This window comes from Actinoplanes sp. L3-i22 (genome assembly GCF_019704555.1).
Lineage (GTDB): Bacteria > Actinomycetota > Actinomycetes > Mycobacteriales > Micromonosporaceae > Actinoplanes.
This window is the reverse complement of record NZ_AP024745.1, coordinates 10389109-10412724: the sequence shown is the minus strand read 5'-3', so window position 1 is coordinate 10412724 and position 23616 is coordinate 10389109. Positions and strand designations below refer to the sequence as shown.

Genomic DNA, 23616 nt, shown 5'->3' with positions numbered 1-23616 from the left:
GCTCACCATCGGATCTGGTCACCGAAGAATCCGTCGATCGCGGTCGCCCGACCGGCCGCGACGGCGCGATCGAGGACCATCCGGCCGACCGCGATGTCCAGGACGCCGAGACCGAAGGGCGAGAAGATGGTGGCCCGATCCGGGTCGAGCTCGGACTTGCCCAGGATCACCTGGGCGAGAGTGCCGGTGACGAACTCCCGGCCGCCGGTCAGCGTCTCCGCCAGGTGTGGCGACGTCTGCGCCTTGAGGCAGTGGTCGATGTCATCGAGGACGTTGTCGGCGGCCAACAGGGTTTCCGGCGCGAGATCGCGCAGCGATACGTGCAGCACCAGCTGGCCCGCCCGGAACCGGTGCGTGGCCGGTACGTACGGGGCCAGCGCCGTCGTGGCGAACACCACCAGGTCGGCGTCCAGCGCCTCGCCCAGCTGGCCGACCCTGGCCGACCGTGGCCGACCGTCGTCGAGGTGCCGGGCCAGGGCGGCCGCCGAGGCGTCGTCGGTGTCGTGGCAGACAACCCGGTCCAGCGGCGTCCCGGTGGCGTCCAGGTATCGGCAGATGGTGCGGGCGATGTAGCCGGCGCCGATCACTCCGACCGTGGCGGGCCGGTCCGCAGTCAGGACCCCGGCGGCCAGCGCGGCCGATGCGGCCGTGCGAGCGGCGCTGATCGCGGCGCTCTCCAGCACGGCGATCGGATAGCCCGTCTCGTAGTCGTTGAGCACCAGTACCGCCGAGGCGCGCTGCCGGCCACGGCCGACGTTGGCCGGAAAGCTGGAAATCCATTTGAGACCCGCGGTCGGGCGGTGGTCGTCCACGAAAGCGGGCAACGCGATGATCCGCGAGTCCGGCTTGTCGGGGAAGCGGAGGAAGTAGCTGTCCGGGTTGACCGTGCGACCGGACTCGTGCAGCAGGTAGGTGTCCCGGACACAGTCGATGACGGCGTTCTCGGCGCCATCGAGCGCGTCGGTGACGGCGGCGTGGCCGACGATGGAGAGATTAGGCATAATTGGCGTCCTGGTCTGTCTGGGCGGTGTTCGTCCGCTCGGTCACCGATCGACGGAGACCCGTACGTCGTCCTCGATGGCGTGCATCAGATCCGGTCCGTAGCGATCGATGACCCATCGGTCGTTGTAGATCGTGTCCAGGTACCGCTCGCCCAGGTCGGGGGAGATGACCACGACCTGACTGCCGGTCATGATCCGGTCCTGCATCGCGGCGACCGCGGCCAGCACGGTTCCGGTCGAGCCGCCGATCAACAGCCCGTGTTCGCGGGCGATGCGACGGCAGATCCGTACGGTGTCGGCCTCGGGAACAGTGCACTTGGCGAAGTCGCCGTCGTCGCTGAAGATCTCCGGTCGCCGGCTGGAGCCGAGGCCGGGGATCCAGCGTGGTCCCGGCAGTCCGCCGAACGTGACCGACCCGACGGTGTCCACCCCGACCATCCGGGTCGGCGCCTCGATCGCCCGGAAATGAGCGAGGCAGCCCATCAACGTCCCCGTCGAGCCGACCCCTACGAAGACCCAGTCGGGTGCTCCGAACTCGCTTTCGATCTCGCGGGCGGTGGTGCTCTGGTGGGCCCGCGGGTTCGCGGGATTGACGTACTGGTTGAGCCACACCATGCGTGAGTCGTCGGCCAGCCGCCCGGTGATGTAGTCGATCCGGGTCTGCAGGAACCCACCGTTGCGGTCGCGCTCGGTCACCGTGACGACCTCGGCGCCGAGTGCCTCGATGCACCGCGCACTGGCGGCGTTGACGTTGGGGTCGGTGACGATGGTGAGGCGGATGTGCTCGGCGGCGCAGATCGACGCCAAGGCGACGCCGAGGTTGCCCGACGTCGACTCGATGAGGTGCATGCCCGCTCGGAGTTCGCCCCGGGCCAGGGCGGACAGCACCATCTCCCGGGCCGTCTTGATCTTGACAGAGCCGGCGGTGTTGAGCCCCTCGACCTTGAGGATCGTGTCGAAGCGCTCCTGGAATCCCGGCAGCCGGAGAAAGGCGCGACTGTCGCCCAACTGATACGCGTGGTCGGCGATCACGGCTCTTCTACCCGTGGATCGAGGGAAACAGCGCCGGCCCGTTGTTTCTGGAACCGCCGGAGGACGCCGACCGCAGGCACCTTCGAGCCAGGCGTGCGGAGGCTGGACTCCTGGTCACCGTTGAACCGCGCGCACACCGCGACGTGCGCGTCGTACGCGGTGGACATCGCCTCGACGAGTCGACCGTACGACTCGTGCACCCGCGGGGCGGCCGCATTCAGCCGCGGCTTGACCCGCCGGAGCTGGTTGAGCAGCATCCGGTGATCACGAAGCTGCAGTCCGCTGAACTTGGGATTGATGTGCGGCGGCATCATCGCGGGCCGTACGACATCGGCATACAGGGACCGGGTGAAGTCGCCCGCGTACCGCAGCGCCGCACCGGATCCGATCATGAGGACGGTGGCGTCCTCGATCAGTCGGCTCGCCTCCTCGGCGCCATCGGCCCCGCGGTCCTCTCCCAAACATTCGTCCAGGCACCCGACGGTCACCACCAGGGCCTGGATGAGCGCGAAGAACACCTGGTGGCCCAGGCGCCAGCGGATCAGCGGGTCGAGGCTGACCGGGCGGATGTCGAGTTCCGGGGGCGGCTGCTCCTCGTGGCCCAGGTCCACCCATGGCGAATCCACCGCTCCGATGCGCCACAACAGGTGGAATGTCGTCCAGAAGGACGAGCGCAGCTGGGCCCACTCCTCGGTCTGCAGGCCCACGCCCGCCGACAGCGCATCGTGCAACTGACTGCGTACCGCCTCCAGCGTGGTGCGGGTGAACACCTCGACCGGGTTGCCGATGACCCGCACCGCGCCGAAGAACTGGTCGTGCTCCTCGTAGAGGTCCTCCGGGACGCTGCGCCGCTCGGCGTCGGTATACGTGGCCGGAGCGACCGGCACGGGCAGCCGGCGCAGCGCCGCGTCCACGACGGCTAGGGCGTGCGCGTCGCTGTCATGCGGGCCGACCCGGACGACGAGACGTAGAGCGGCGACGGTCTCCTGGCTGATCAGCTGTCTGATCATGGCGGCCGAGGCGGGCAGGTCTTCGGCCTTCAACAGGTGCAGGGGTGCGACGTCGTCGCGGTGCAAAGGGCAGCCCAGAATCGCGCCGCCGGTCTCTGGCAAAGTTATTGGTGAATGCGTTGCCAATTTTTCCATTCCACCCTCGATGCAATGTTGAGCAGGCCGCTCGCGGCAGCCCGCGGACACATGGAGGCACGGCCCTGATAGGCCGCTTGACAGGTGATGTGCGCGCTGGACAATCAAGCGCAGGATTGCACGCTAATCGCAGCGCACTCCACAGGTGCCATCGAGTGCAGACATGATCTCCCCGTTTCTGAACGACGCCGGGTCGCCCGGCATTCGTCGAGTTACTGAACCACAATGGATCGCGGCGTGCAATACCTGTCGATGGGTCGGCTGCTGACGCCCCACAATTTTCGCCGTTGTGTGATAAGGGTGTTCGGATAGCGTTCGTGCGGTGCCCTCGGATGCGGTTCTTTATTAACTTTCCGCAGTCCGTTCAGAAATTCTTACCGAAGTTATTGAAGTCCGCCCGTGCGGATTTACGAGGCGCTGTGATCTGTCGGACAGCAGGCGGCGGCTCGGTCCGACGCAGCCGGGCAGGGCGAAGCGACCCCCTGCCCGGCTGCGGTCGCCGTGGCGAACGGGAGCTCGAGGTGCGCTTACGGGACGTGCTGATCGTCGGGCGAGGTGCGTTCCGGAAATCGGTTGGAGACCTTACTGGCAGGCTTGCCTCTCCGGCCTGGCCCTCATTCGATTCGATGGCAAAGCGTTCTTCGTTGCAAGCCCTTTAGCTATCGGCCACGACCCGATGCTCCGGATAGCCGGTTATCGTCTTGGTGGCGCACCATTCGGCGCCAATGGGAAGGCGATGCGCCATGCTTGACGGCGATCTGATCCTTGACGTCGTGGTGCTCAATACCGCGAATGGCGGCGGGCCTCGATGGACGGTGGTCCGTCGAGGCCCGCCGGCTTACTCAGACCGCGAGTTCTGCCGTCGTCGGCCGGTTCCGTTCGGCCCATCGCACCACGAACGGCATGATCAGGCCGACTGCGACGAAGATGCCACCCATGAGTAGCCAGCCGGGCGCACCCCACGTCACGCACAGTAGGCCGAGCAGGCTGGGCGCGATGACGTAACACAGGCCCAGCCCCATGCCGAAGACTCCGGAATACTGGCCCTGGGCGTGCTCGGGCGCCAGCCGGAATCGCAGTTCCAGCGAGCCTGCCGCGTGCCACAGCTCGCCGATCGTGTGCACGCCGACGCCGACCACCATGAGCAGGATGGCGACCCAGCCCGGCACCCCGGCGGCCGACGCGATGACCGCCATGCCGATCAGGAAGGCGACGCCGGCCCGCCGGATCACCTTGCTGGCCGCGGTGGCGTTGCCGACGCCGCGGCTGGCGCGCACCTGCAGCAGGACCACCAGTGCCGTGTTCACGAAGATCGCGGCACCGACGAACCAGCGCGGCGCGTCGGTGCGCAGGACGACCCACAACGGCAGCGCGAACACCAGTACCTCGCCCTGGATCCACATGATTCCGTCGAGGATCACGAACAGCACGTACGGCTTGTCCTTGAGCGCGATCCACCGGCCGACCTCGGGCGGCGATGGCAGCGGAGCCAGGTGCGGCAGCCGGAGAATCACCAGGGCGCAGACGACGAAGGTCAGTGCGTTGCCGACGATGACCACGTGATATGCGGTTTCCGTGTCGAACTGCACCACCACACCGGCCGCCAGCGCACCGAACGTCCCGGCGAGGGTCGCCACCGACCGCAGGTACGACCGGAACTTCGGCACCTCGTCGCCGCCGAAACGACGGACCATCGGGCCGCGTGCCGCGCCGCCCGACGAACCGGCCAGGTCGGTGACGGTCACTGCCAGCGCGAAGGCGAGGAACGAATGGGCGAACAGCAGCGAGGTCATCGCGGCCGCCTGGACCAGAAGTGTCAACAGGAAGATCTCCCGCGGGCCGCGTCGGTCGGCGAGGTGCCCGACCGGGATGCCGGCGACCAGGCCGAGGATGGCCGCGACGCTGAGACCGAAGGCGGTCTGCTGGACCGAGAGGTCGATGACCCGGATCGCGTACAGCGGCACAGTTGCCAGGAAGGCGGCGGTGCCGAGGTTGTTGACGAAGGTGCCGATGGCCAACGAGCGCTGAGGCCCCGGCTCGGGTAGCAGCCCCTTGCGGACCAGCCAGGATCGACTATCGGATGCGGCCGGATCAGGTCCTTCCGCAGTGTCGGTCGATGTGGTCGGGACTTGACTCACTCGTGACTCCCATATGTGTTGGAAAGGTGGTGCCGAGATCGGAGGTGCGTCGGTCAGGACGAGCCGAGCCGTTCGTTCAGGGCCTGGGCGATCGTCAGCAGCGGCTTCGCGGCCGGTGATGCACCGATGGCGGCCAGCGGCGCCATGTCGAGCAGTTGGTAGTGCGTGCAGTCGATGTGCAATTCGTCGATGACACCGGTGACGTACGGTCCCCAGGTGCTCGCGGCGGTGAGGAGTTCGTCCTTGTCAGCGGTGGCGCGCACGAACAGCAGGTCCCCGCGGTAGGCCGTGGGCACGTGCCGGGGCCGGATCTGCTGGTGGTAGCGCAGTGCGCTGACCACCATCTTCTGTTCGTCGCCCTCCAGCGCGTTCAGCACCGGTACGCCGTTCGGACCACCGGCCGCCAATTCGGCGATCTCGGCCGTCACCAGCTCGGGATCTCCGGCCACGTAACGGAGGAACTCGGCCGGCACCGGCGTGCCCGCCGTCTCCTCGTCCCAGATCATCTCGGTGTCGAGCACGCTGAGGAACGTCACCCGCTCTCCGGCCGCCTGCAACTGCACCGCCACCTCGTGCGCCACGACGCCACCCAGCGACCAACCCATCAGCCGGTACGGTCCGTGCGGCTGAACCGAGCGGATCCGCGCCGTGTATTCCCGGGCCATCAGGGCCAAGGTGTCCGGCCGCTGGGTGGTCATCGCCAGGCCGAGCGACTGGACGCCGTACAGCGGGATCTCCGGATTGAGGTGCCGCAGCAGCCCGCTGTAGACCCAGGCCAGGCCGCTTCCCGCGTGCAGACAGAACAGCGGCGGCTGCGACCCGCTCGTACGCATCGGGTACAGCACGTCGAAGGCGTCGCCGATGCCGCCGGTGACCAGCCACCGGGCCAGCCCACCCGGGGTCGGCGCCTCGAACAGCGCCCGCACCGGTATATCGCAGTCGAATGTCGAACGGACCCGGGCGACGAGGCGGGTGGCCAGCAGGGAGTGTCCACCGAGGTCGAAGAAGTTGTCGTCGACGCTGACCGCCGGCCGGTCCAGCAACTCGGCGAACAGGTCGCAGACCATCTGCTCCTGGGCGTTGCGGGGTTCGGTCCCGGCCGCCGTGGCGCCGAAATCCGGCGCCGGCAGCAGCGCGCGGTCCAGCTTTCCGTTGGCGGTCAACGGGAGCCGGTCGAGCGCCACCACCGCGGCCGGCACCATGAACGCCGGCAACCGGGCTCCGACGTACGTGCGCACCGCTTCCGGCATCCCGGCTTCGGTGGTGCCCACCGCCGGCACCACGTAGGCGAACAATCGCAGGTCACCGTGCGCGTCCGCGCGGGCCACCACCGCCGCCTGGGCGACGCCGGGGACGGCTTCCACCGCCGCGCGCACCTCGTCGGGCTCGATCCGGAAACCGCGGACCTTTACCTGGTCGTCGGCCCGTCCCTCGTACCGCAGGGTTCGGTCCGCCGTCCATCGCACCAGGTCGCCGGTGCGGTACATCCGTACGCCCGGCTCGAACGGACAGGCCACGAAGCGTTCCGCGGTCAGCCCGGGCCGGGCGTGGTAGCCCCGGGCCAGCCCGGCGCCGGTGACGTACAACTCGCCGACCACGCCGGGCGGCACCGGCCGCAGCCCCTCGTCCAGCACGTACGTCCCGGTGTTCGCGATCGGGGTGCCGAGCGGTACCTGTCCGTCCGGTGCCGATCCGGCGGTGATCGCCGTGGTGAGGACGCCGATGGTCGTCTCGGTGGGTCCGTAGTGGTTGAAGATCTGCCGGCCGCCGGCCACCCTGAGCAGTTCGCGCATCCACCCGGGCGCCGCGGCCTCGCCACCGAGCACCAGTGACCGGGCCGGCAGCACCCGCTCCAGTCCGTCGACCGACAACGCCGCGAGATGTGACGGCACCGCCTTGAGGTAGTCGATGCGGTGGACCTTCAGGTAGTCGGCCACCGCGTCCGGGTCGGTCACCGCCTCGGCGTCGAGGATGTGCAGTTCACCACCAGTGGCCAGGGCGGCGAACAGCATGGTGTTCCCGAGGTCGGTCACCTGCGGCTGCAGCAGCGCGTACCGCCCACCGGGCCGGCCCAACGAGAGCCGCCCGGTCGCCGACGCCACGTAGTTGCTCAAGGAATGGTGGGTGACCGCGACGCCCTTGGGGCGCCCGGTCGATCCGGACGTGTACATCACATAGGCCAGCGCGGTCGCCGGGACGTGCACCCGGGGCCGGGTTGCCGGATACCGCTGGACCTGCTGGAAGACGCCGGGATCGTCGAGGCGAATCGGGTGGACACCCGGCGGCCACGGCACGTCCGCCGGAAGGTGTGCACCGAGGACGGTCGCGGCTCCGCTGTCGGCGAGCATGAAGGCGATCCGGTCGGACGGGAAGGCCGGATCCACGGGCAGGTAGGCCGCGCCGGCCTTCCAGACCGCCAAGATGGCGGCAATGGTGTCGGCGCCGCGTGGCAGACACAGCGCCACCACGGACTCCGGCCCGATGCCCTGGGCCACGAGATGATGGGCCAGCCGGTTGGTGAGCACGTCCAGTTCGGCGTAGGTGGCGGACTCCTCACCCACGATCAGCGCCCGGGCCGACGGCGTGTGCTCCGCCCACTCGCCGAACCGGTCGGCGAGCAACTCGGCGGGGATCGGCGAGGAGGTGTGGCTCCACCCGGTCAGCAGCGACTGCCGCTCGACCGGGTCGAGGATGTCGACCGCGCCGAGCCGGGTGTCCGGGTCGGCGGCCATCGCGGCCAGGACCCGGGCGAACCGGTCGAACATCCGGCGTACGGTCGGCTGGTCGAGCAGGTCCGTGGCGTACCGGACGTAGGCCCGCAGCGCTCCCCCGGGGGCGCCCTGCAAGGTGATCGAGAGGTCGAACTTCTCCATCTGTGGGGCCGTCGAGATCTCGGAGATCTCCACTCCGGGCAGGTCGAGGGCATGGTCGTCGGTGCCCAGGTCGACCTGGAGCAGGATTTGGAAGAGTGGGTTGCGGGCGGCGGAGCGTGGTGGGTTGATGGTTTCGACGATGCGGTCGAATGGGATTTCTTGGTTGGCGTAGGCGGCGAGGCTTGTGTCGCGGACTCGGGCGAGTAGGTCTCGGAAGGTGGGGTCGCCGCTGGTGTCGGTGCGCAGGACGAGTGTGTTGACGAAGAAGCCGACGAGGTTGTCGAGTTTTTCGTCGTTGCGGCCGGCGGCTGGTGTGCCGATCGGGATGTCGGTGCCTGCGCCGAGTCTGGTGAGCAGGGTTGCCAGGGCGGCGTGGGCGATCATCGACATGGTGGTGCTGGTGAGTCGGGCGAGTCGGGTCAGGCGGTCGTGCAGTGAGGTGTCGAGGTCGATGGTGAAGGCTGCGCCGCGTCCGGATGCGACTGCGGGTCGGGTTCGGTCGGTCGGGTAGTCCAGTTCTACCGGTAGGTCGGTCAGTGTCTGGCGCCAGAATGCGAGCTGCGAGTTGATCAGTGAGTGTGGGTCGGTTTCGTCGCCGAGTAGTTGTCGTTGCCATTGGGCGTAGTCGGCGTATTGGACTGGTAGTGGTGTCCAGGTTGGGGCGTGGCCGTTGAGGCGGGCGTGGTAGGCGTGGGTGAGGTCTCGCCGGAATGGGCCCATTGATTCGCCGTCGCTGGCGATGTGGTGGAACAGGATGAGGAGTACGTGGGTGTCCGGGTTTTCCTGGATCAGGGTTGCCCGGAAGGGTGGTTCGGCTGAGAGGTCGAAGATGTGGTTGGTGAGGTCTCGCAGCACGGTGTCGGTGTCGGTGTTGGTGGTTGAGGCGTGGTGCAGGGTTACCGGTGTGGCGGGTAGGACGATTTGTACGGGTTCGCTGTCGATCTCGCGTAGGACCGTGCGCAGGCTTTCGTGGCGGTCGGTGATGTCGGTCAGTGCCGCTTGTAGTGCTGGTATGTCGAGTGGGCCGGTCAGGCGCAGGCTTACCGGCATGTTGTAGGTGGAGGTGGCGCCTTCGAGTTGTCCGATGAACCACAGCCGTTGTTGGGCGAATGACATCGGGATCGGGCCGGTGCGTGGTGCCGGTTCCAGTGTTGTCCGGTGTGCTGGTGTGCCTTCGTCGAGACGTGTTGCGAGCAGGCGTACTGAGGGTGCTTCGAAGACGGCTCGGACGGACAGGTCGATGCCGAAGGCGGAGCGGATCCGTGCGACCAGGCGGGTTACCAGCAGCGAGTGCCCACCGAGGTCGAAGAAACTGTCGTCCACACCCACCTGAGCGGCACCCAGCACATCCGCGAACAACTCGCACAATCGCGCCTCGGCCGGGGTGGTCGGCTCGACGCTTTCCCCGGCCGCGACCTGCGGCGCGGGAAGAGCACGGCGATCCAGCTTCCCGTTCGACGTCAACGGCAGGGTGTTGAGAATGATCATGGCGCTGGGGATCATGTAGTCGGGCAGGACCTCCCGGGCATGCGACTCCAGCTCCGCCAGCTCGACACCCGGGTCCACCACCACGTAACCCACCAGGCGTTTGTCACCCGGCCGATCCTCGCGCGCCACCACCGCCACCTGACGCACCCCGGCGCAGCCCGCCAGCACCGACTCGATCTCCGACAACTCGATCCGGAAACCACGAATCTTCACCTGCGCGTCAGCACGACCCACAAAATCCAGCAACCCGGCCGACGTCCACCGCACCCGGTCACCCGTGCGATACATCCGCGTACCCACGACACCGAACGGATCCGCCACGAACCGCTCCCCGGTCAGATCCGCACGGTTCAGATACCCCCGCGCCAGACCCGAACCAGCCAGATACAGATCACCGACCACACCCACCGGCACCAGATCCAACGCGTCATCGAGGACGTACGCCGACATCCCGTCGAGCACCTGGCCGAGGGGTACGACGGACGGCACCTGGTCCGGCCGATCCCAGCGTGCGGTGGCGGCGAACAGCGTGGTCTCGGTCGGGCCGTACGCGGTTCGCACCCGGATTCCGGGACATGCCTCCAAGACCCGGCGGATCGCGACCGGTGAGGCGATGTCGCCACCGGTGAAGACCTCGCTCACGCCGGCGAAGCACTCCGGCTGTTCCTCGGCCATCACCCGGAACAGGCCGGCCGACACATCCAGGGCGGTGATTCGCTCGGTGCGGATGAGATCGGCGATCTGCTCCACGCTCAGGTTCGGGTCGGGCGCGATGACGGTCGTTCCGCCGTGCAGCAGCGGGTACCAGAACATGTAGGTCGACGGGTCGAACTCGTACGGCGTCACCATCAGCACCCGATCGTGCGTGCCGGACCGGAACAACGAGTCGTCGAGCAGGTCGAACACGTTCTGGTGGCTGACACCGACGCCCTTCGGGCGCCCGGTGGAGCCGGATGTGTAGATCACGTACGCCAGCTGGTCCCGGCCGCCGATCACGCCGGGGTCCTCGCCCGGGCCGTCCTGGTCCTCGTCGTCCGCGACCACCACCACCGGCACCGCGGGTAGGCCGCGATCGCGCATCTCGCGGTCGGTGACCAGCACCGTCGTGCCGGACTCGGCGAGCACCCCGGCCATCCGGTCGAGCGGGAACGTGGCCTGCAACGGAAGGTAGAAGGAACCGGTCTTGCCGATCGCGATGAGGGCGACGACGAGCTGGACGCTGCGGCCCATCAGCATGGCCACCGGCCGCTCCGGGCCGGCACCGGCTGCCAGCAGGCGCTGCGCGAGTCGGTTGGCCAAGTGGTCGAGCTGGGCGTAGGTCAGGCGGTGCCCGGCGCAGCTCACCGCCTCCGCGTCCGGTGTACGCCGTACCTGCCGGCGGAACTCCTCCTGCAAAGACACGCCGGTCGACCCCGCACAGGTGAGGGGCCCGCCGGTGCCCAGGCGGATCAGGTCGGCACGGGCGGCTTCGCCGAGGAGGTCGATGCGGCTCAGGTGCTGTTCCGGGTCTGTCGCCGCGGACTCCAGGATCCGTACGAGGTGGTCCACCATCGACCGCATCGTCACCTCGTCGAAGAGGTCGGTGGCGTAGTTGATCGTGGCGCGGAGAGGGCTCGGCCCGTCGTCGGTCGTCGGTGCCGAGATGTCGACGGTGAAGTCGAAGCGGGCCAGGTCCTGGAACTCGGTTGTCTCGGACACCTGGAGTCCGGGCAGGTCGAGGGCATGGTCGTCGGTGCCCAGGTCGACTTGGAGCAGGATTTGGAAGAGTGGGTTGCGGGCGGCGGAGCGTGGTGGGTTGATGGTTTCGACGATGCGGTCGAATGGGATTTCTTGGTTGGCGTAGGCGGCGAGGCTTGTGTCGCGGACTCGGGCGAGTAGGTCTCGGAAGGTGGGGTCGCCGCTGGTGTCGGTGCGCAGGACGAGTGTGTTGACGAAGAAGCCGACGAGGTTGTCGAGTTTTTCGTCGTTGCGGCCGGCGGCTGGTGTGCCGATCGGGATGTCGGTGCCTGCGCCGAGTCTGGTGAGCAGGGTTGCCAGGGCGGCGTGGGCGATCATCGACATGGTGGTGCTGGTGAGTCGGGCGAGTCGGGTCAGGCGGTCGTGCAGTGAGGTGTCGAGGTCGATGGTGAAGGCTGCGCCGCGTCCGGATGCGACTGCGGGTCGGGTTCGGTCGGTCGGGTAGTCCAGTTCTACCGGTAGGTCGGTCAGTGTCTGGCGCCAGAATGCGAGCTGCGAGTTGATCAGTGAGTGTGGGTCGGTTTCGTCGCCGAGTAGTTGTCGTTGCCATTGGGCGTAGTCGGCGTATTGGACTGGTAGTGGTGTCCAGGTTGGGGCGTGGCCGTTGAGGCGGGCGTGGTAGGCGTGGGTGAGGTCTCGCCGGAATGGGCCCATTGATTCGCCGTCGCTGGCGATGTGGTGGAACAGGATGAGGAGTACGTGGGTGTCCGGGTTTTCCTGGATCAGGGTTGCCCGGAAGGGTGGTTCGGCTGAGAGGTCGAAGATGTGGTTGGTGAGGTCTCGCAGCACGGTGTCGGTGTCGGTGTTGGTGGTTGAGGCGTGGTGCAGGGTTACCGGTGTGGCGGGTAGGACGATTTGTACGGGTTCGCTGTCGATCTCGCGTAGGACCGTGCGCAGGCTTTCGTGGCGGTCGGTGATGTCGGTCAGTGCCGCTTGTAGTGCTGGTATGTCGAGTGGGCCGGTCAGGCGCAGGCTTACCGGCATGTTGTAGGTGGAGGTGGCGCCTTCGAGTTGTCCGATGAACCACAGCCGTTGTTGGGCGAATGACATCGGGATCGGGCCGGTGCGTGGTGCCGGTTCCAGTGTTGTCCGGTGTGCTGGTGTGCCTTCGTCGAGACGTGTTGCGAGCAGGCGTACTGAGGGTGCTTCGAAGACGGCTCGGACGGACAGGTCGATGCCGAAGGCGGAGCGGATCCGTGCGACCAGGCGGGTTACCAGCAGCGAGTGCCCACCGAGGTCGAAGAAACTGTCGTCCACACCCACCTGAGCGGCACCCAGCACATCCGCGAACAGTCCGCAGAGGATCTCCTCGACCGGAGTGCCCGGCACCGATCCCGCGACCGTGCCGGCGGTGTAGTCGGGCGCCGGCAACGCCCGGCGGTCCAGCTTCCCGTTCGACGTCAACGGCAGCCGATCCATCAGCACCACCGCCGCCGGGACCATGTATTCCGGCAGCAGCCCCCGGGCGTGATCGCGGATCCGAGCCGGCAGTTCCTCCCCGCCGACACCGTCGGCCGCGACGACGTAGGCGACCAGGCGGGTGTCGCCGGGCGGATCCTGCCGGGCGATGACAGCGGCCTGGGCCACCCTCGGGTCGGTCTCGATCGCGGACTGGACCTCGCCCGGCTCGATCCGGAAGCCCCGGACCTTCACCTGGTCGTCGGCCCGGCCGAGGAAGGTCAGCGTCCCGTCGGTGTTCCACCGCGCGAGGTCGCCGGTACGGTACATGCGCTCGCCGCCGGTCTCGAACGGGCAGGCCACGAACCGCTCGGCCGACAGGTCCGGCCGGCCGCGGTAGCCGCGGGCCAACTGGGTCCCGGCCAGATAGAGCTCGCCGGGAACACCGGCAGGGACCGGCCGCAACGCGTCATCGAGCACGTACGCACGGGTGTTCCAGACCGGCCGACCGATCGGTGGGTCGTCCCTGTCGGCGGTCGACACGAAGGTCGCCGTCGAGTTGACCGTTACCTCGGTGGGTCCGTACGTGTTGGTCAGCCGCACCCCGTCGCCGAAGCGCTCCAGCCAGAGGGCGACCGAGTGCTGCCGCATCGCCTCACCGGCGACGTTGACCACCCGTAGGCCTGTCGGCCAGTCGATCGTCTCGCCGGCCGCCACCAGCTCGTGCCAGAAACCGGTGGGCAGGCCGATCATCGTCAGGGCCGCGCCGACCGGCCGGCGCATCAGCGTGGGCAGCTGCCCGGCCGGGTCGCGGGGAACCAGCAGCGAGCCGCCGGACACCAGGATCGGGTAGATGTCCTCGACGTGCGGGTCCCAGCTGACCGACGAGAACTGGACCAGCCGGTCGACGGGCCCGAGGCTGAAGAAGTCCCGTACCCAGAGAACCTGGCTGACCATGGCGGAGTACGGGATGACCGTGCCCTTGGGCCGGCCGGTCGAACCGGACGTGTAGATCACGTACGCCGGGTGGCCGGGCTGCAACGCGGCGAGCCGGTCACGGTCGGTGATCGGTTCGCCGGAGAGGCGGCTCAGCTCGGCGGCTGTGCCCGGCTCGTCGAGGACCACGACCGGCACGGCGTCGCCGAGTCCGGCCGCTGTCTCGCCGACCGCCACCGCGCAGATCGGGGCGCAGTCCTCGAGCATGAAGGTGAGCCGGTCGGCCGGGTAGTCGGCGTCCAGAGGAAGGTAGGACGCGCCCGCCTTGAGGACCGCGAGCAGGGCGCTGATCAGGTCAGGACCGCGTGGCACGCAGACGGCGACCGACTGTTCGGGGCCCGCGCCGAGCGCGACGAGCTTTCGGGCCAGGCGGTTCGCCCGTCCGTCCAGTTCGGCGTACGAGATCTCGAGGCCCTCGTCGACCAGAGCGACGGCGCCGGGGGTGCGCCGCACCTGGGCGGCGAAAAGCTCGGGCACCAGCGGGGTGTCCAACGCGGCCGGCACCGTGGTCCGGTTCCACTCGATCAGCGTGCGCTGCCGTTCGTCGTCGTCCATCAGGTCGACGGCGCTGAGCCGGCGATCAGGGTCCGCGGTGATCGACTGGAGCACTCGGACGAGGCGGGTGGTGAACTGCCGGGCGGTGGTCTCGTCGAACAGGTCGGTGGCGAAGCCGGTGTCGAGCCGCAGCGGTCCCGGAGCGCCGTCCTCGTCGATCCGCGTCTGCAACTCGAACGACAGGTCGAACATCTCGGTCTGAGGGGTCTCGCGCAGCAGCTGGCCCGTGACACCCGGCAGGTCGAGAGTGTCGTCGGTGCCGACCTCGACCTGCATCATGATCTGGAAGAGTGGGTTGCGGGCGGCGGAGCGTGGTGGGTTGATGGTTTCGACGATGCGGTCGAATGGGACTTCTTGGTTGGCGTAGGCGGCGAGGCTTGTGTCGCGTACTCGGGCGAGTAGGTCTCGGAAGGTGGGGTCGCCGCTGGTGTCGGTGCGCAGGACGAGTGTGTTGACGAAGAAGCCGACGAGGTTGTCGAGTTTTTCGTCGTTGCGGCCGGCGGCTGGTGTGCCGATCGGGATGTCGGTGCCTGCGCCGAGTCTGGTCAGCAGGGTTGCCAGGGCGGCGTGCGCCACCATCACCATCGTCGTACCGGTACGACGGCACAGGTCGTCCATCGCCGCGTGAAGACGGGCGGACAGATCGACCGAGAACCCACGACCGTGGCCGGATGCGACCGCCGGCCGGATTCGGTCCGTCGGGTAGGTCAGTTCCGTGGGTAGCTCGGCCAGTGCTTGGCGCCAGAAGTTGAGTTGCGAGGTGATCAGGGATTCGGGGTCGTCTTCGTCGCCGAGCAGCTCGCGTTGCCATTGGGCGTAGTCGGCGTATTGGACCGGTAGTGGTGTCCAGGTCGGGGCGTGGCCGTTGAGGCGGGCGCGGTAGGCGAGGGCCAGGTCTCGCCGGAACGGCCCCATCGATTCGCCGTCGCTGGCGATGTGGTGGAACAGGAGGAGTAGGACGTGGGTGTCCGGGGCTTCCTGGATCAGGGTGGCTCGTAGTGGGGGTTCGGCTGACAGGTCGAAGACGTGGCCGGCCAGGTCGTGTAGGAGCGTGTCAATGTCGGTGGTTGAGGTGCGGTGCAGAGTTATCGGTGTGGCGGGTAGGACGATTTGTACTGGTTCGCTGTCGACCTCACGTAGGACGGTGCGCAGGCTTTCGTGGCGGTCGGTGACGTCGGACAGTGCTTCTTGCAATGCGTCCGCGTCGAGCGTGCCGGTCAGTCGCAGGGCTATCGGCATGTTGTAGGCCGAGGTGGCGCCGTCGAGTTGCCCGATGAACCACAACCGTTGTTGAGCGAATGACATCGGGACCGGGCCCGAACGTGTCGCCGGCTCAAGCGGCACCGAGCGTACTGCTGGGCCGGTTTCCAGCCGTGACGCGAGCAGGGCGACGGACGGGGCCTCGAAAACTGTTCGGACGGACAGGTCGACGCCGAAGGCGGAGCGGATCCGTGCGACCAGGCGGGTTACCAGCAGCGAGTGCCCACCGAGGTCGAAGAAGCTGTCCTCCACACCCACCCGCGGCACGCCCAACACCTCCGCGTACAGCCCGCAGAGGATCTCCTCGACCGGAGTGGCCGGCTCGCGTCCTTCGCCCGCTGTGACCTCGGGCGCGGGCAAGGCCCGCAGGTCGACCTTGTTGTTGGGGGTGAGGGGGAGCTTCTCCAGGCGGATCATGGCGCTGGGGATCATGTAGTCGGGCAGGACCTCCCGGGCATGCGACTCCAGCTCCGCCAGCTCGACACCCGGGTCCACCACCACGTAACCCACCAGGCGTTTGTCACCCGGCCGATCCTCGCGCGCCACCACCGCCACCTGACGCACCCCGGCGCAGCCCGCCAGCACCGACTCGATCTCCGACAACTCGATCCGGAAACCACGAATCTTCACCTGCGCGTCAGCACGACCCACAAAATCCAGCAACCCGGCCGACGTCCACCGCACCCGGTCACCCGTGCGATACATCCGCGTACCCACGACACCGAACGGATCCGCCACGAACCGCTCCCCGGTCAGATCCGCACGGTTCAGATATCCCCGCGCCAGACCCGAACCAGCCAGATACAGATCACCGACCACACCCACCGGCACCAGATCCAACGCGTCATCGAGGACGTACGCCGACATCCCGTCCAACGGCCGGCCGATCGGGACCGGCGCCGGGACATCGGCGGCCCGGCGCCACGGCGCGGAACTCGCGAACAGGGTGGTCTCGGTCGGGCCATAGTTGCTGCGTACCAGCAGCCCGGGGCAGTGCTCAAGAGCGCGGCGGACGGCGACGGGGGAGACGATGTCGCCACCGGTGATGACCACGTGGACACCGGCGAAGCACTCCGGCTGTTCCTCGGCCATCACCCGGAACAGCCCGGCCGTGATGTCCACGCCGGTGATCCGCTCCTGCTGCATGAGCCGGCCCAGCCGCTCGACCGTGAGGTCGGCCTCGGGCGCGATGATCGCGGTGCCGCCGTGCAGCAGCGGGTACCAGAACGAGTAGGTCGACGGGTCGAACTCGTACGGGGTCAGCAGCAACACCCGGTCGTGGTCGCCGGGGGTGAAAAGCGAATCGCTGACCAGTTCGAAGACATCCTGGTGGGTGATCGCCACACCCTTGGGGCGGCCGGTCGAGCCGGACGTGTACATCACGTAGGCCAACTGTTCCCGCAGCCCCGGCACGTCCGGATCGGTCGATGGAAAGCCCGGCACGTCGGCGGTGTCGTCGTCGACCAGCACCGTCACGTCCGCGGTCGGCAGTCCCCGCTCCCGCATGGCCAGGTCCGTCAGCAGCACCCGGGCGCCGCTCTCCCCTACTACCCACTGCATCCGGTCGAGTGGGGAAGCATGATGCAGCGGTACGTAGTACGAGCCCGCCTTGAGAATCGCGGTCAGTGCCACCACCAGGTCGACCGTGCGGTCGAGCAGCGTGGCCACCGGCTGCTCCGGGCCGGCGCCGGCCGCCAGCAGCCGCCGGGCCAGCCGGTTGGCCTGCCGATCGAGCTCGGCGTAGGTCAGGCTGCGGCCCGCGCAGCGCACCGCGACCGCGTCCGGTGTCCGTGTCACCTGCTGCCGGAACGCCTTCTGCAGAGACGGCTCGGTGAACCTCGCCGGGTCGAGGGCACGACCGGTGCCCAGCCGGATCAGATCGGTGCGCTCGGCCTCGCCGAGGATGTCGATGGCGCTGAGCCGCGTGTCGGGATTCGCGGTGGCGACCCGAAGGACCCGCACCATCCGATCGAACAGGTGCCGGATCGTCGACTCGTCGAACAGGTCGGTGGCGAAACCGACGTCGGCCCGGATCGGCGTGGCCCCGCCCCCGGCGGTGACCGACGCGTGCAGGATCATCGAGAAGTCGAACTTCTCGTTTCGACGCTCGGCAAGGATCTCCTCGCCTCGGATACCGCCGAGGTCGAGCGGCAGGTCGTCCGTGTGGACATCGACCTGCAGCATGACCTGGAACAGCGGGTTGCGGGCGGCCGACCGGGGCGGATTGAGCGCCTCGACCACCCGATCGAACGGAACCTCCTGATTCGCGTACGCGGCCAGACTCGTCTCCCGCACCCGAGCCAACAGCTCCCGGAACGTCGGATCGCCACTGGTATCCGTCCGCAACACCAACGTATTGACGAAAAATCCGACCAGATCGTCGAGCTTCTCATCGCTGCGCCCCGCCGTCGGCGTACCGATCGGAATGTCCGTACCCGCACCCACCCGGGTCAATACCGTTGCCAGTGACGCATGCGCCAGCATCAACAACGTCGTCGCTGTACCACGGCACAGCTCAGCCATCGCCGCATGAAGATCGGCATCCAGATCAACCGAGAATCCCTGACCCCGGCCCGACGCCACCGCGGGCCGCACCCGATCGGTCGGATAGTCCAGCTCCACCGGCAGACCAGCCAACGCCGAACGCCAAAAACTCAGCTGAGTACCGATCAACGAGCCCGGATCAGCCTCATCGCCCAACAGCTCCCGCTGCCACAACGCATAATCCGCATACTGCACCGGCAACGGCACCCAGGCGGGCGCCGTGCCGTCGAGGCGAGCACGGTAGGCCAGCGCCAGATCCCGGCGGAACGGGCCCATCGACTCACCATCACTCGCCGAGTGATGGAACAACGCGAGCAGCGCATGGTCGTCCGGACCGGCATCAATCAGGGTCACCCGTAGCGGTGGTTCGGCCGCGAGGTCGAAGCGATATCCGCTCAGCTCCCGCAGCAGCCGATCCACGTCGCCGTCCGCCGCGGAAACCCGGTGCAGCGGCAAAGGCTCCGCCGGCAGCACCACCTGAACAGGTTGGCCGCCGACCTCCTGCAGCACCGTCCGCAGGCTTTCGTGCCGGCCGACGACGTCGAACAGCGCCGCCTCCAGTGCCGCCACGTTCAGTGGGCCGGCCAACCGGAAGCCGACCGGCAGGTTGTAGGCCGGAGTCGGACCCTCCAACTGCGCCGCGAACCACAACCGCTGCTGGGCGTACGACATCGGTACCGGACCCGAACGAGCCACCGCCTCCAATGCGGCCGACCGCACCGCCGGACCCTGGTCCAGGTGCGACGCCAGCGATTCCACGGACGGCGCCTGGAAGACCGTCGCCATCGGCAATTCGACGCCGAAGGCGTTGCGGATCCGATAGACCAACCGGGTGGCAAGCAGGGAGTGCCCACCCAGGTTGAAGAAGTTGTCCTCCGGGTCAACCTCGGGCACGCCCAGAACGTCGGCGAAAAGGTCGCACAGTCGGGCCTCGACGTCGGTCCGCGGCGCGCGGCCGGAACCGGGTGCCCGGCCGGCCGAGTAGTCCGGAGCCGGTAGTGCCTTCCGGTTCAGCTTCCCGTTGACGGTCAGCGGCAACCGGTCCAGCCGGACCATTGCCGCCGGCACCATGTACTCCGGCAGGAGAGCGCGCAGGTGTGCCGCCAGACCGGGCTCATCGAGATCCTCGTCGGCGACCAGATAGCTGACCAGCCGCTTGTCTCCCGGCCGGTCCTCCCGCGCCAGCACCACCACCTGACGCACACCCGGGAAACCGGCCAGCACCGACTCGATCTCCGACAACTCGATCCGGAAACCACGGATCTTCACCTGCGCGTCGTCACGACCCACGAAGTCCAGCAGGCCCGTCGATGTCCACCGCGCCCGGTCTCCGGTGCGATACATCCGCTGACCACCACCGCCGAACGGATCCGCCAAGAATCGCTCGGCGGTCAAGTCCGCACGATTCAGGTAGCCCCGCGCCACACCGGCGCCGCCGATGTAGAGGTCACCGACGGTACCCACCGGAACCGGACGCAGGCACTCGTCCAGGACGTACGCCATCGTGTTGATCATCGGAGCACCGATCGGCGGCGGCCCGAACACCGGCTCGTGGTCGGTCCATCCGGTGGCGTAGACGGTCGTCTCGGTCGGCCCGTACATGTTCACCAGCCGCTTCGCCGAGACCGCGGCCTTGATCACCCGGGCGGCGTGCGCCGGGAGGGCCTCGCCGCAGAGCACCACCGTGTCGGTCGAGATCCGCAACTGTCCCTCGGTGACCAGTTGGGCGAGCACCGAGGGCACGCCGCTGATCAGCGTCGGCCGCGGCGCTTCGTCCGGGCGTTGGGCGAGGGCCAGCAGATTCTCCTGGATCTCCACGGTTCCGCCCCAGACGAGCGGGCTGAACAGCTCGAAGACCGACACGTCGAAGCTGAGCGAGGTGGTGAACAGGACGTGGCCGAGCTGCCGGCGGCCGAACTCCCGGACCGCCCACAGCATCAGGTTGGTCATGTTGGCGTGGGTGATCGCGACGCCCTTGGGCTGGCCGGTCGAGCCCGAGGTGAAAATGGTGTAGGCGACGTTGCGGGGGTCGAGCGGGGCGACCCGGTCCCGGTCCCGGGGATCGGTGTCCGGGCGCGCCGCCAGCTCGGCGGCGGTCTCGGGAGCGTCCAGATCCAGCCGGATCACGCCGGCCGCACGGCAGGCGGCCGCGACTGCGCCGCCGTCGTCCCCGCCGATGGCGAGGGCGGGCCGGGCGTGCTGCACCATGTAGGACAGGCGATCGCCGGGATAGGTGGGGTCCAGCGGAAGGTAACCGGCGCCCGCTTTGAGCACGGCCATCACCGCGGTCACCAGATGGGCGTCGCGCGGCACCGAGAGAGCGACCAGGTGCTCGGGGCCGACGCCCCGGTCGATCAACAGGTGAGCGAGGCGGTTGGCTTGCCGGTTGAGCTCCGCGTAGCTGACCGAGACACCGTCGGCCCAGACAGCGACCGCGTCCGGGGTGGCCACCGCCTGGGTCTCGAACATCGCGGCCACCGATCGGGCGCCGGACGGCGGTTCGATCGCGGTGTCGTTCCAGCGAACCAGGTCACGGGCGAGTTCACCGGCGGCGTCGGCGCGCCCGACCACCTCGAGACGACCGTCCGGATGACGCCGGGCCAGGTCGCCGGTGCGAAACATACGTGATCCGGCCGCACCGCCGGGTTCGGCGACGAAATTCGCCGCGGTGACAGCCGGGCCGGTGAGGTATCCACGGGCGAGTCCGGCGCCGGCGAGGTAGAGCTCGCCGACCTCCCCGTCACCGACGGCGGACAGCTTCTTGTCCAGCAGGTATGCCCGTACCTCCGGGGCCAGGTCAGCCGCCGGCCGGTGTTCGGGCACCTGGTCGGCCGCGGTCCATGCCGCCTCGGCCACCGAACGGCCCAGTTCAGCCGGGCCGTAAGCGGCCCGGACCGTGAGGCCGGGGCACTCGGGCAGTACCCGCCGCGCGATATCGGCGACCTCGGGATCGAACCCGGTGACGACATCGCGGACTCCGGCCAGGCAACCCGGTGCGTCGATTGCCAGCGCACGGAACATGTCGGTCGGGAGGGCGACGCCGGTGACCCGCTCCGATCCGAGCAACGCCGCCAGCCGATCGGCGCTGAAATCGGCGTCGCCGACGAGGACGAGGGTGCCGCCGGTCAGCAACGGATGCCAGAACAGGCCGCCGACGGCGTACGGGGCGAGGAGCGCGAAGCGTTGTTCGACCCCGGCCGTGTGCCCACCGAGACCACCGGTGACCGAACCGTGCGTACAGGCGACGCCGACCGGGTCAGCCCGATCCACCCGGTAGAGCACGTAGGCGATCCGGTCGGCGCCGGCCGGCTCGGTCCGCGCGGTGTCCAGGGCGAAGTCGATGGCTTCGTCCGGCTCATCGAGCAGCAGGGTCACCGGCACAGCGGGCCGGGACCGCGGGTCGACCGTCGAATCGGTCAAGAGCACGACAGCCTTGCTGTCCGCAGCGATGACGTCCGCCTGCGCGGCGGTGAGTGCCGGCGGCAGCGTCACATAGAACGAGCCGGCTTTGAGCACGGCCAGCAGCGCCACCGCGAGGTCGACCCCGCGGCCGGTCCGGACCAGGACCGGACGGTCCGGAGCCGCCCCCGCGATGACCAGGCGCCGGGCCAGTCGGCCGGACTGCTCGTCCAGTTCCTGATAGGTGAGACCACGACCGTCGGCCCGTACCGCCACCAGGTCGGGTGTTCGCCGGACCTGCGTTTGAAAGGCCTCCTGCACCGAACCCACGATCATTTCTCGCTACTCCTAGAAAGGGAGATGTTGTCGACCGGGCGGACGACCGCACGCCGCGGCGACGGCCCAGGAGTACTCGACCGGGCCGTAATTTGGTCTGTCGGGGGAATCGCGGACTGAAGTGTGGCGACTGCGGGCCGGCGGCCCGGCGGGCCGGAACCCAGCCGTGCCGTCGCCGCCGGCCACGTCGGTCAGACTTGCGAAGCTCGGCGGCTAACGCGCCGCTTCCATCTGGACAACCAGGCTCCGCGGCCGCATGTCGACCCAGTTCTCGTTGATGTACGTCATGCAGGAGGAGCGGTCGGACTCGCCGAACGCGACGGTCCAGCCGTCCGGGACAGCGGTGAACGTGGGCCACAGCGAGTGCTGGCCCTCGTCATTCACGAGCACGAAGAAGCGACCGTCGGAGTTGTCGAATGGATTGGCCATCGAAGGATCCTTACTCCGTGGACTGGGGGCACCCGGGCCGAACCCAGCAGGCGATACCTCATCGGCCAGACCGGCAGGTGAGGTGGAAGGCGAGGGGACCGCGGAGCCGGCGCGGCTCCGCGGTCGGCCGAGACTTGGGCGGTGTTACTTGACGCCGATAGTGAGGCCGTGCTCGTACGGCAACCCGGCAACTGTGCTGACGGCCTTGAAGCCGACGCCGCGCAGCCAGTTCTCGTAGTCACGAGCCGGGTACGCCATGCCTTGGCCACTGGCGAGCACGTTGAAGTACAGCCCCAGCCGGGCGCCGAACAGGCCGGTGGTCTCGTCGTCGGAGACGTTGTAGCCGTACACGAAGACCGTGCCGCCGTCCGGCAACACGTCGTAAGCCTTCTTCAGCTGCCCGACGATCCGGTCCTCGTCGAAGATCTCCAGCACGTGGCTGAACAGGACGGCGTCAGCACCGGACGGGAAATCGTCGGCGAAGATGTCGGCCGGGTGGAGGGCGACGCGGTCCGGAATGGCCGATGCCGAGGCATCCCCCAGGCGAGAAACGCTGGGCATGTCAACCACGGTGCAGCGCAACTCCGGGTGGCGGGTGGCCAGCCGGAGCGAGGTGGTTCCGTCGCCGCCGCCGATGTCCAGGAGGTGGCGTACGCCGGCGAACTCGGGGCGCTCCACCAGCGCGTCGACCGATCGCAGCGTGAACGCGCTCATCGCGCGGTGGAAGACCCGCTCCAGGTCGGGATTGCGGGCGAGCCGCTGATAGAGGGTCGGCTCGTCGCCGGGGTACACCTCGAGCGCCGTGTTCCGCCCGGCCCGCAGCGCCGTCGTCATCTGGGCGAAAGCGGGATAATAGACCTCTTTCCACCCGACGAGAATGTGACCCCAGCTGTCGTCGGCGTCGGTCGCCAACAACTCGGCGGCGACCTCCGAATTGCGATACAAACCGTCGTGGCGCTCGAGCAACCCGGTCGCACAGACCGCCTGTAACAGGACCCGGAGCTGGTGTGCGGGCACACCGGTGTATTCCTGGATCTCGGTGAATCCGGAGTCCGGATGTTCGGCCAGAAAGCCGTAGATGTTGAGTTCCACCGCAGTTGTCATCGCATTGAAAAGCGCTGGTGCGTTGACGAGCAGATGAAACCGCTCAAGAATTGAATCATCGCGCAATGGTGCCATTAGATGCCATCTCCCCGTGTCAATGCCCGCTTTGGCCAGCATGGCATCACGAGCATGCAACCGTATGAATGCAAGGGCAACAAGGCCGCAGATCTATGAAATATGT

General features: G+C 68.2%; 7 protein-coding genes. All 7 read right to left on the bottom strand.

From position 1 onward, the window contains the following. Positions 1-2: 2 nt before the first annotated feature. Positions 3-1001, bottom strand: a complete 999-nt coding sequence (sbnB, locus tag L3i22_RS46040; RefSeq protein ID WP_221323726.1) for a 2,3-diaminopropionate biosynthesis protein SbnB — start codon at positions 999-1001, stop codon at positions 3-5. 42 nt (positions 1002-1043) lie between these two features. Beyond that, a complete protein-coding gene (gene sbnA, locus L3i22_RS46035) occupies positions 1044-2033 on the bottom strand; it encodes a 2,3-diaminopropionate biosynthesis protein SbnA (protein WP_221323725.1) in 990 nt (329 codons plus the stop codon). Beyond that, positions 2030-3286, bottom strand: coding sequence for a hypothetical protein (locus L3i22_RS46030; RefSeq protein ID WP_221323724.1), 1257 nt, complete (start codon positions 3284-3286; stop codon positions 2030-2032). Before L3i22_RS46030 ends, sbnA begins: the two co-directional genes overlap by 4 nt. Before the next feature lie 734 nt (positions 3287-4020). Next, positions 4021-5196 (bottom strand): MFS transporter, encoded by a 1176-nt coding sequence (locus tag L3i22_RS46025; RefSeq protein WP_255657657.1) that lies wholly within the window; start codon positions 5194-5196, stop codon positions 4021-4023. Positions 5197-5369: 173 nt separating this feature from the next. Further along, a complete protein-coding gene (locus tag L3i22_RS46020) occupies positions 5370-21902 on the bottom strand; it encodes a non-ribosomal peptide synthetase (RefSeq protein ID WP_221323723.1) in 16533 nt (5510 codons plus the stop codon). Between the two features lie 213 nt (positions 21903-22115). Continuing rightward, the gene (locus L3i22_RS46015; protein WP_221323722.1) at positions 22116-22331 is read right to left on the bottom strand and encodes an MbtH family protein; all 216 of its coding nucleotides are present in this window, start codon (positions 22329-22331) and stop codon (positions 22116-22118) included. 144 nt (positions 22332-22475) lie between these two features. Then, entirely contained in the window at positions 22476-23510 is a 1035-nt protein-coding gene (locus L3i22_RS46010; protein WP_221323721.1) for a methyltransferase, read from the bottom strand. Positions 23511-23616: the final 106 nt, after the last annotated feature.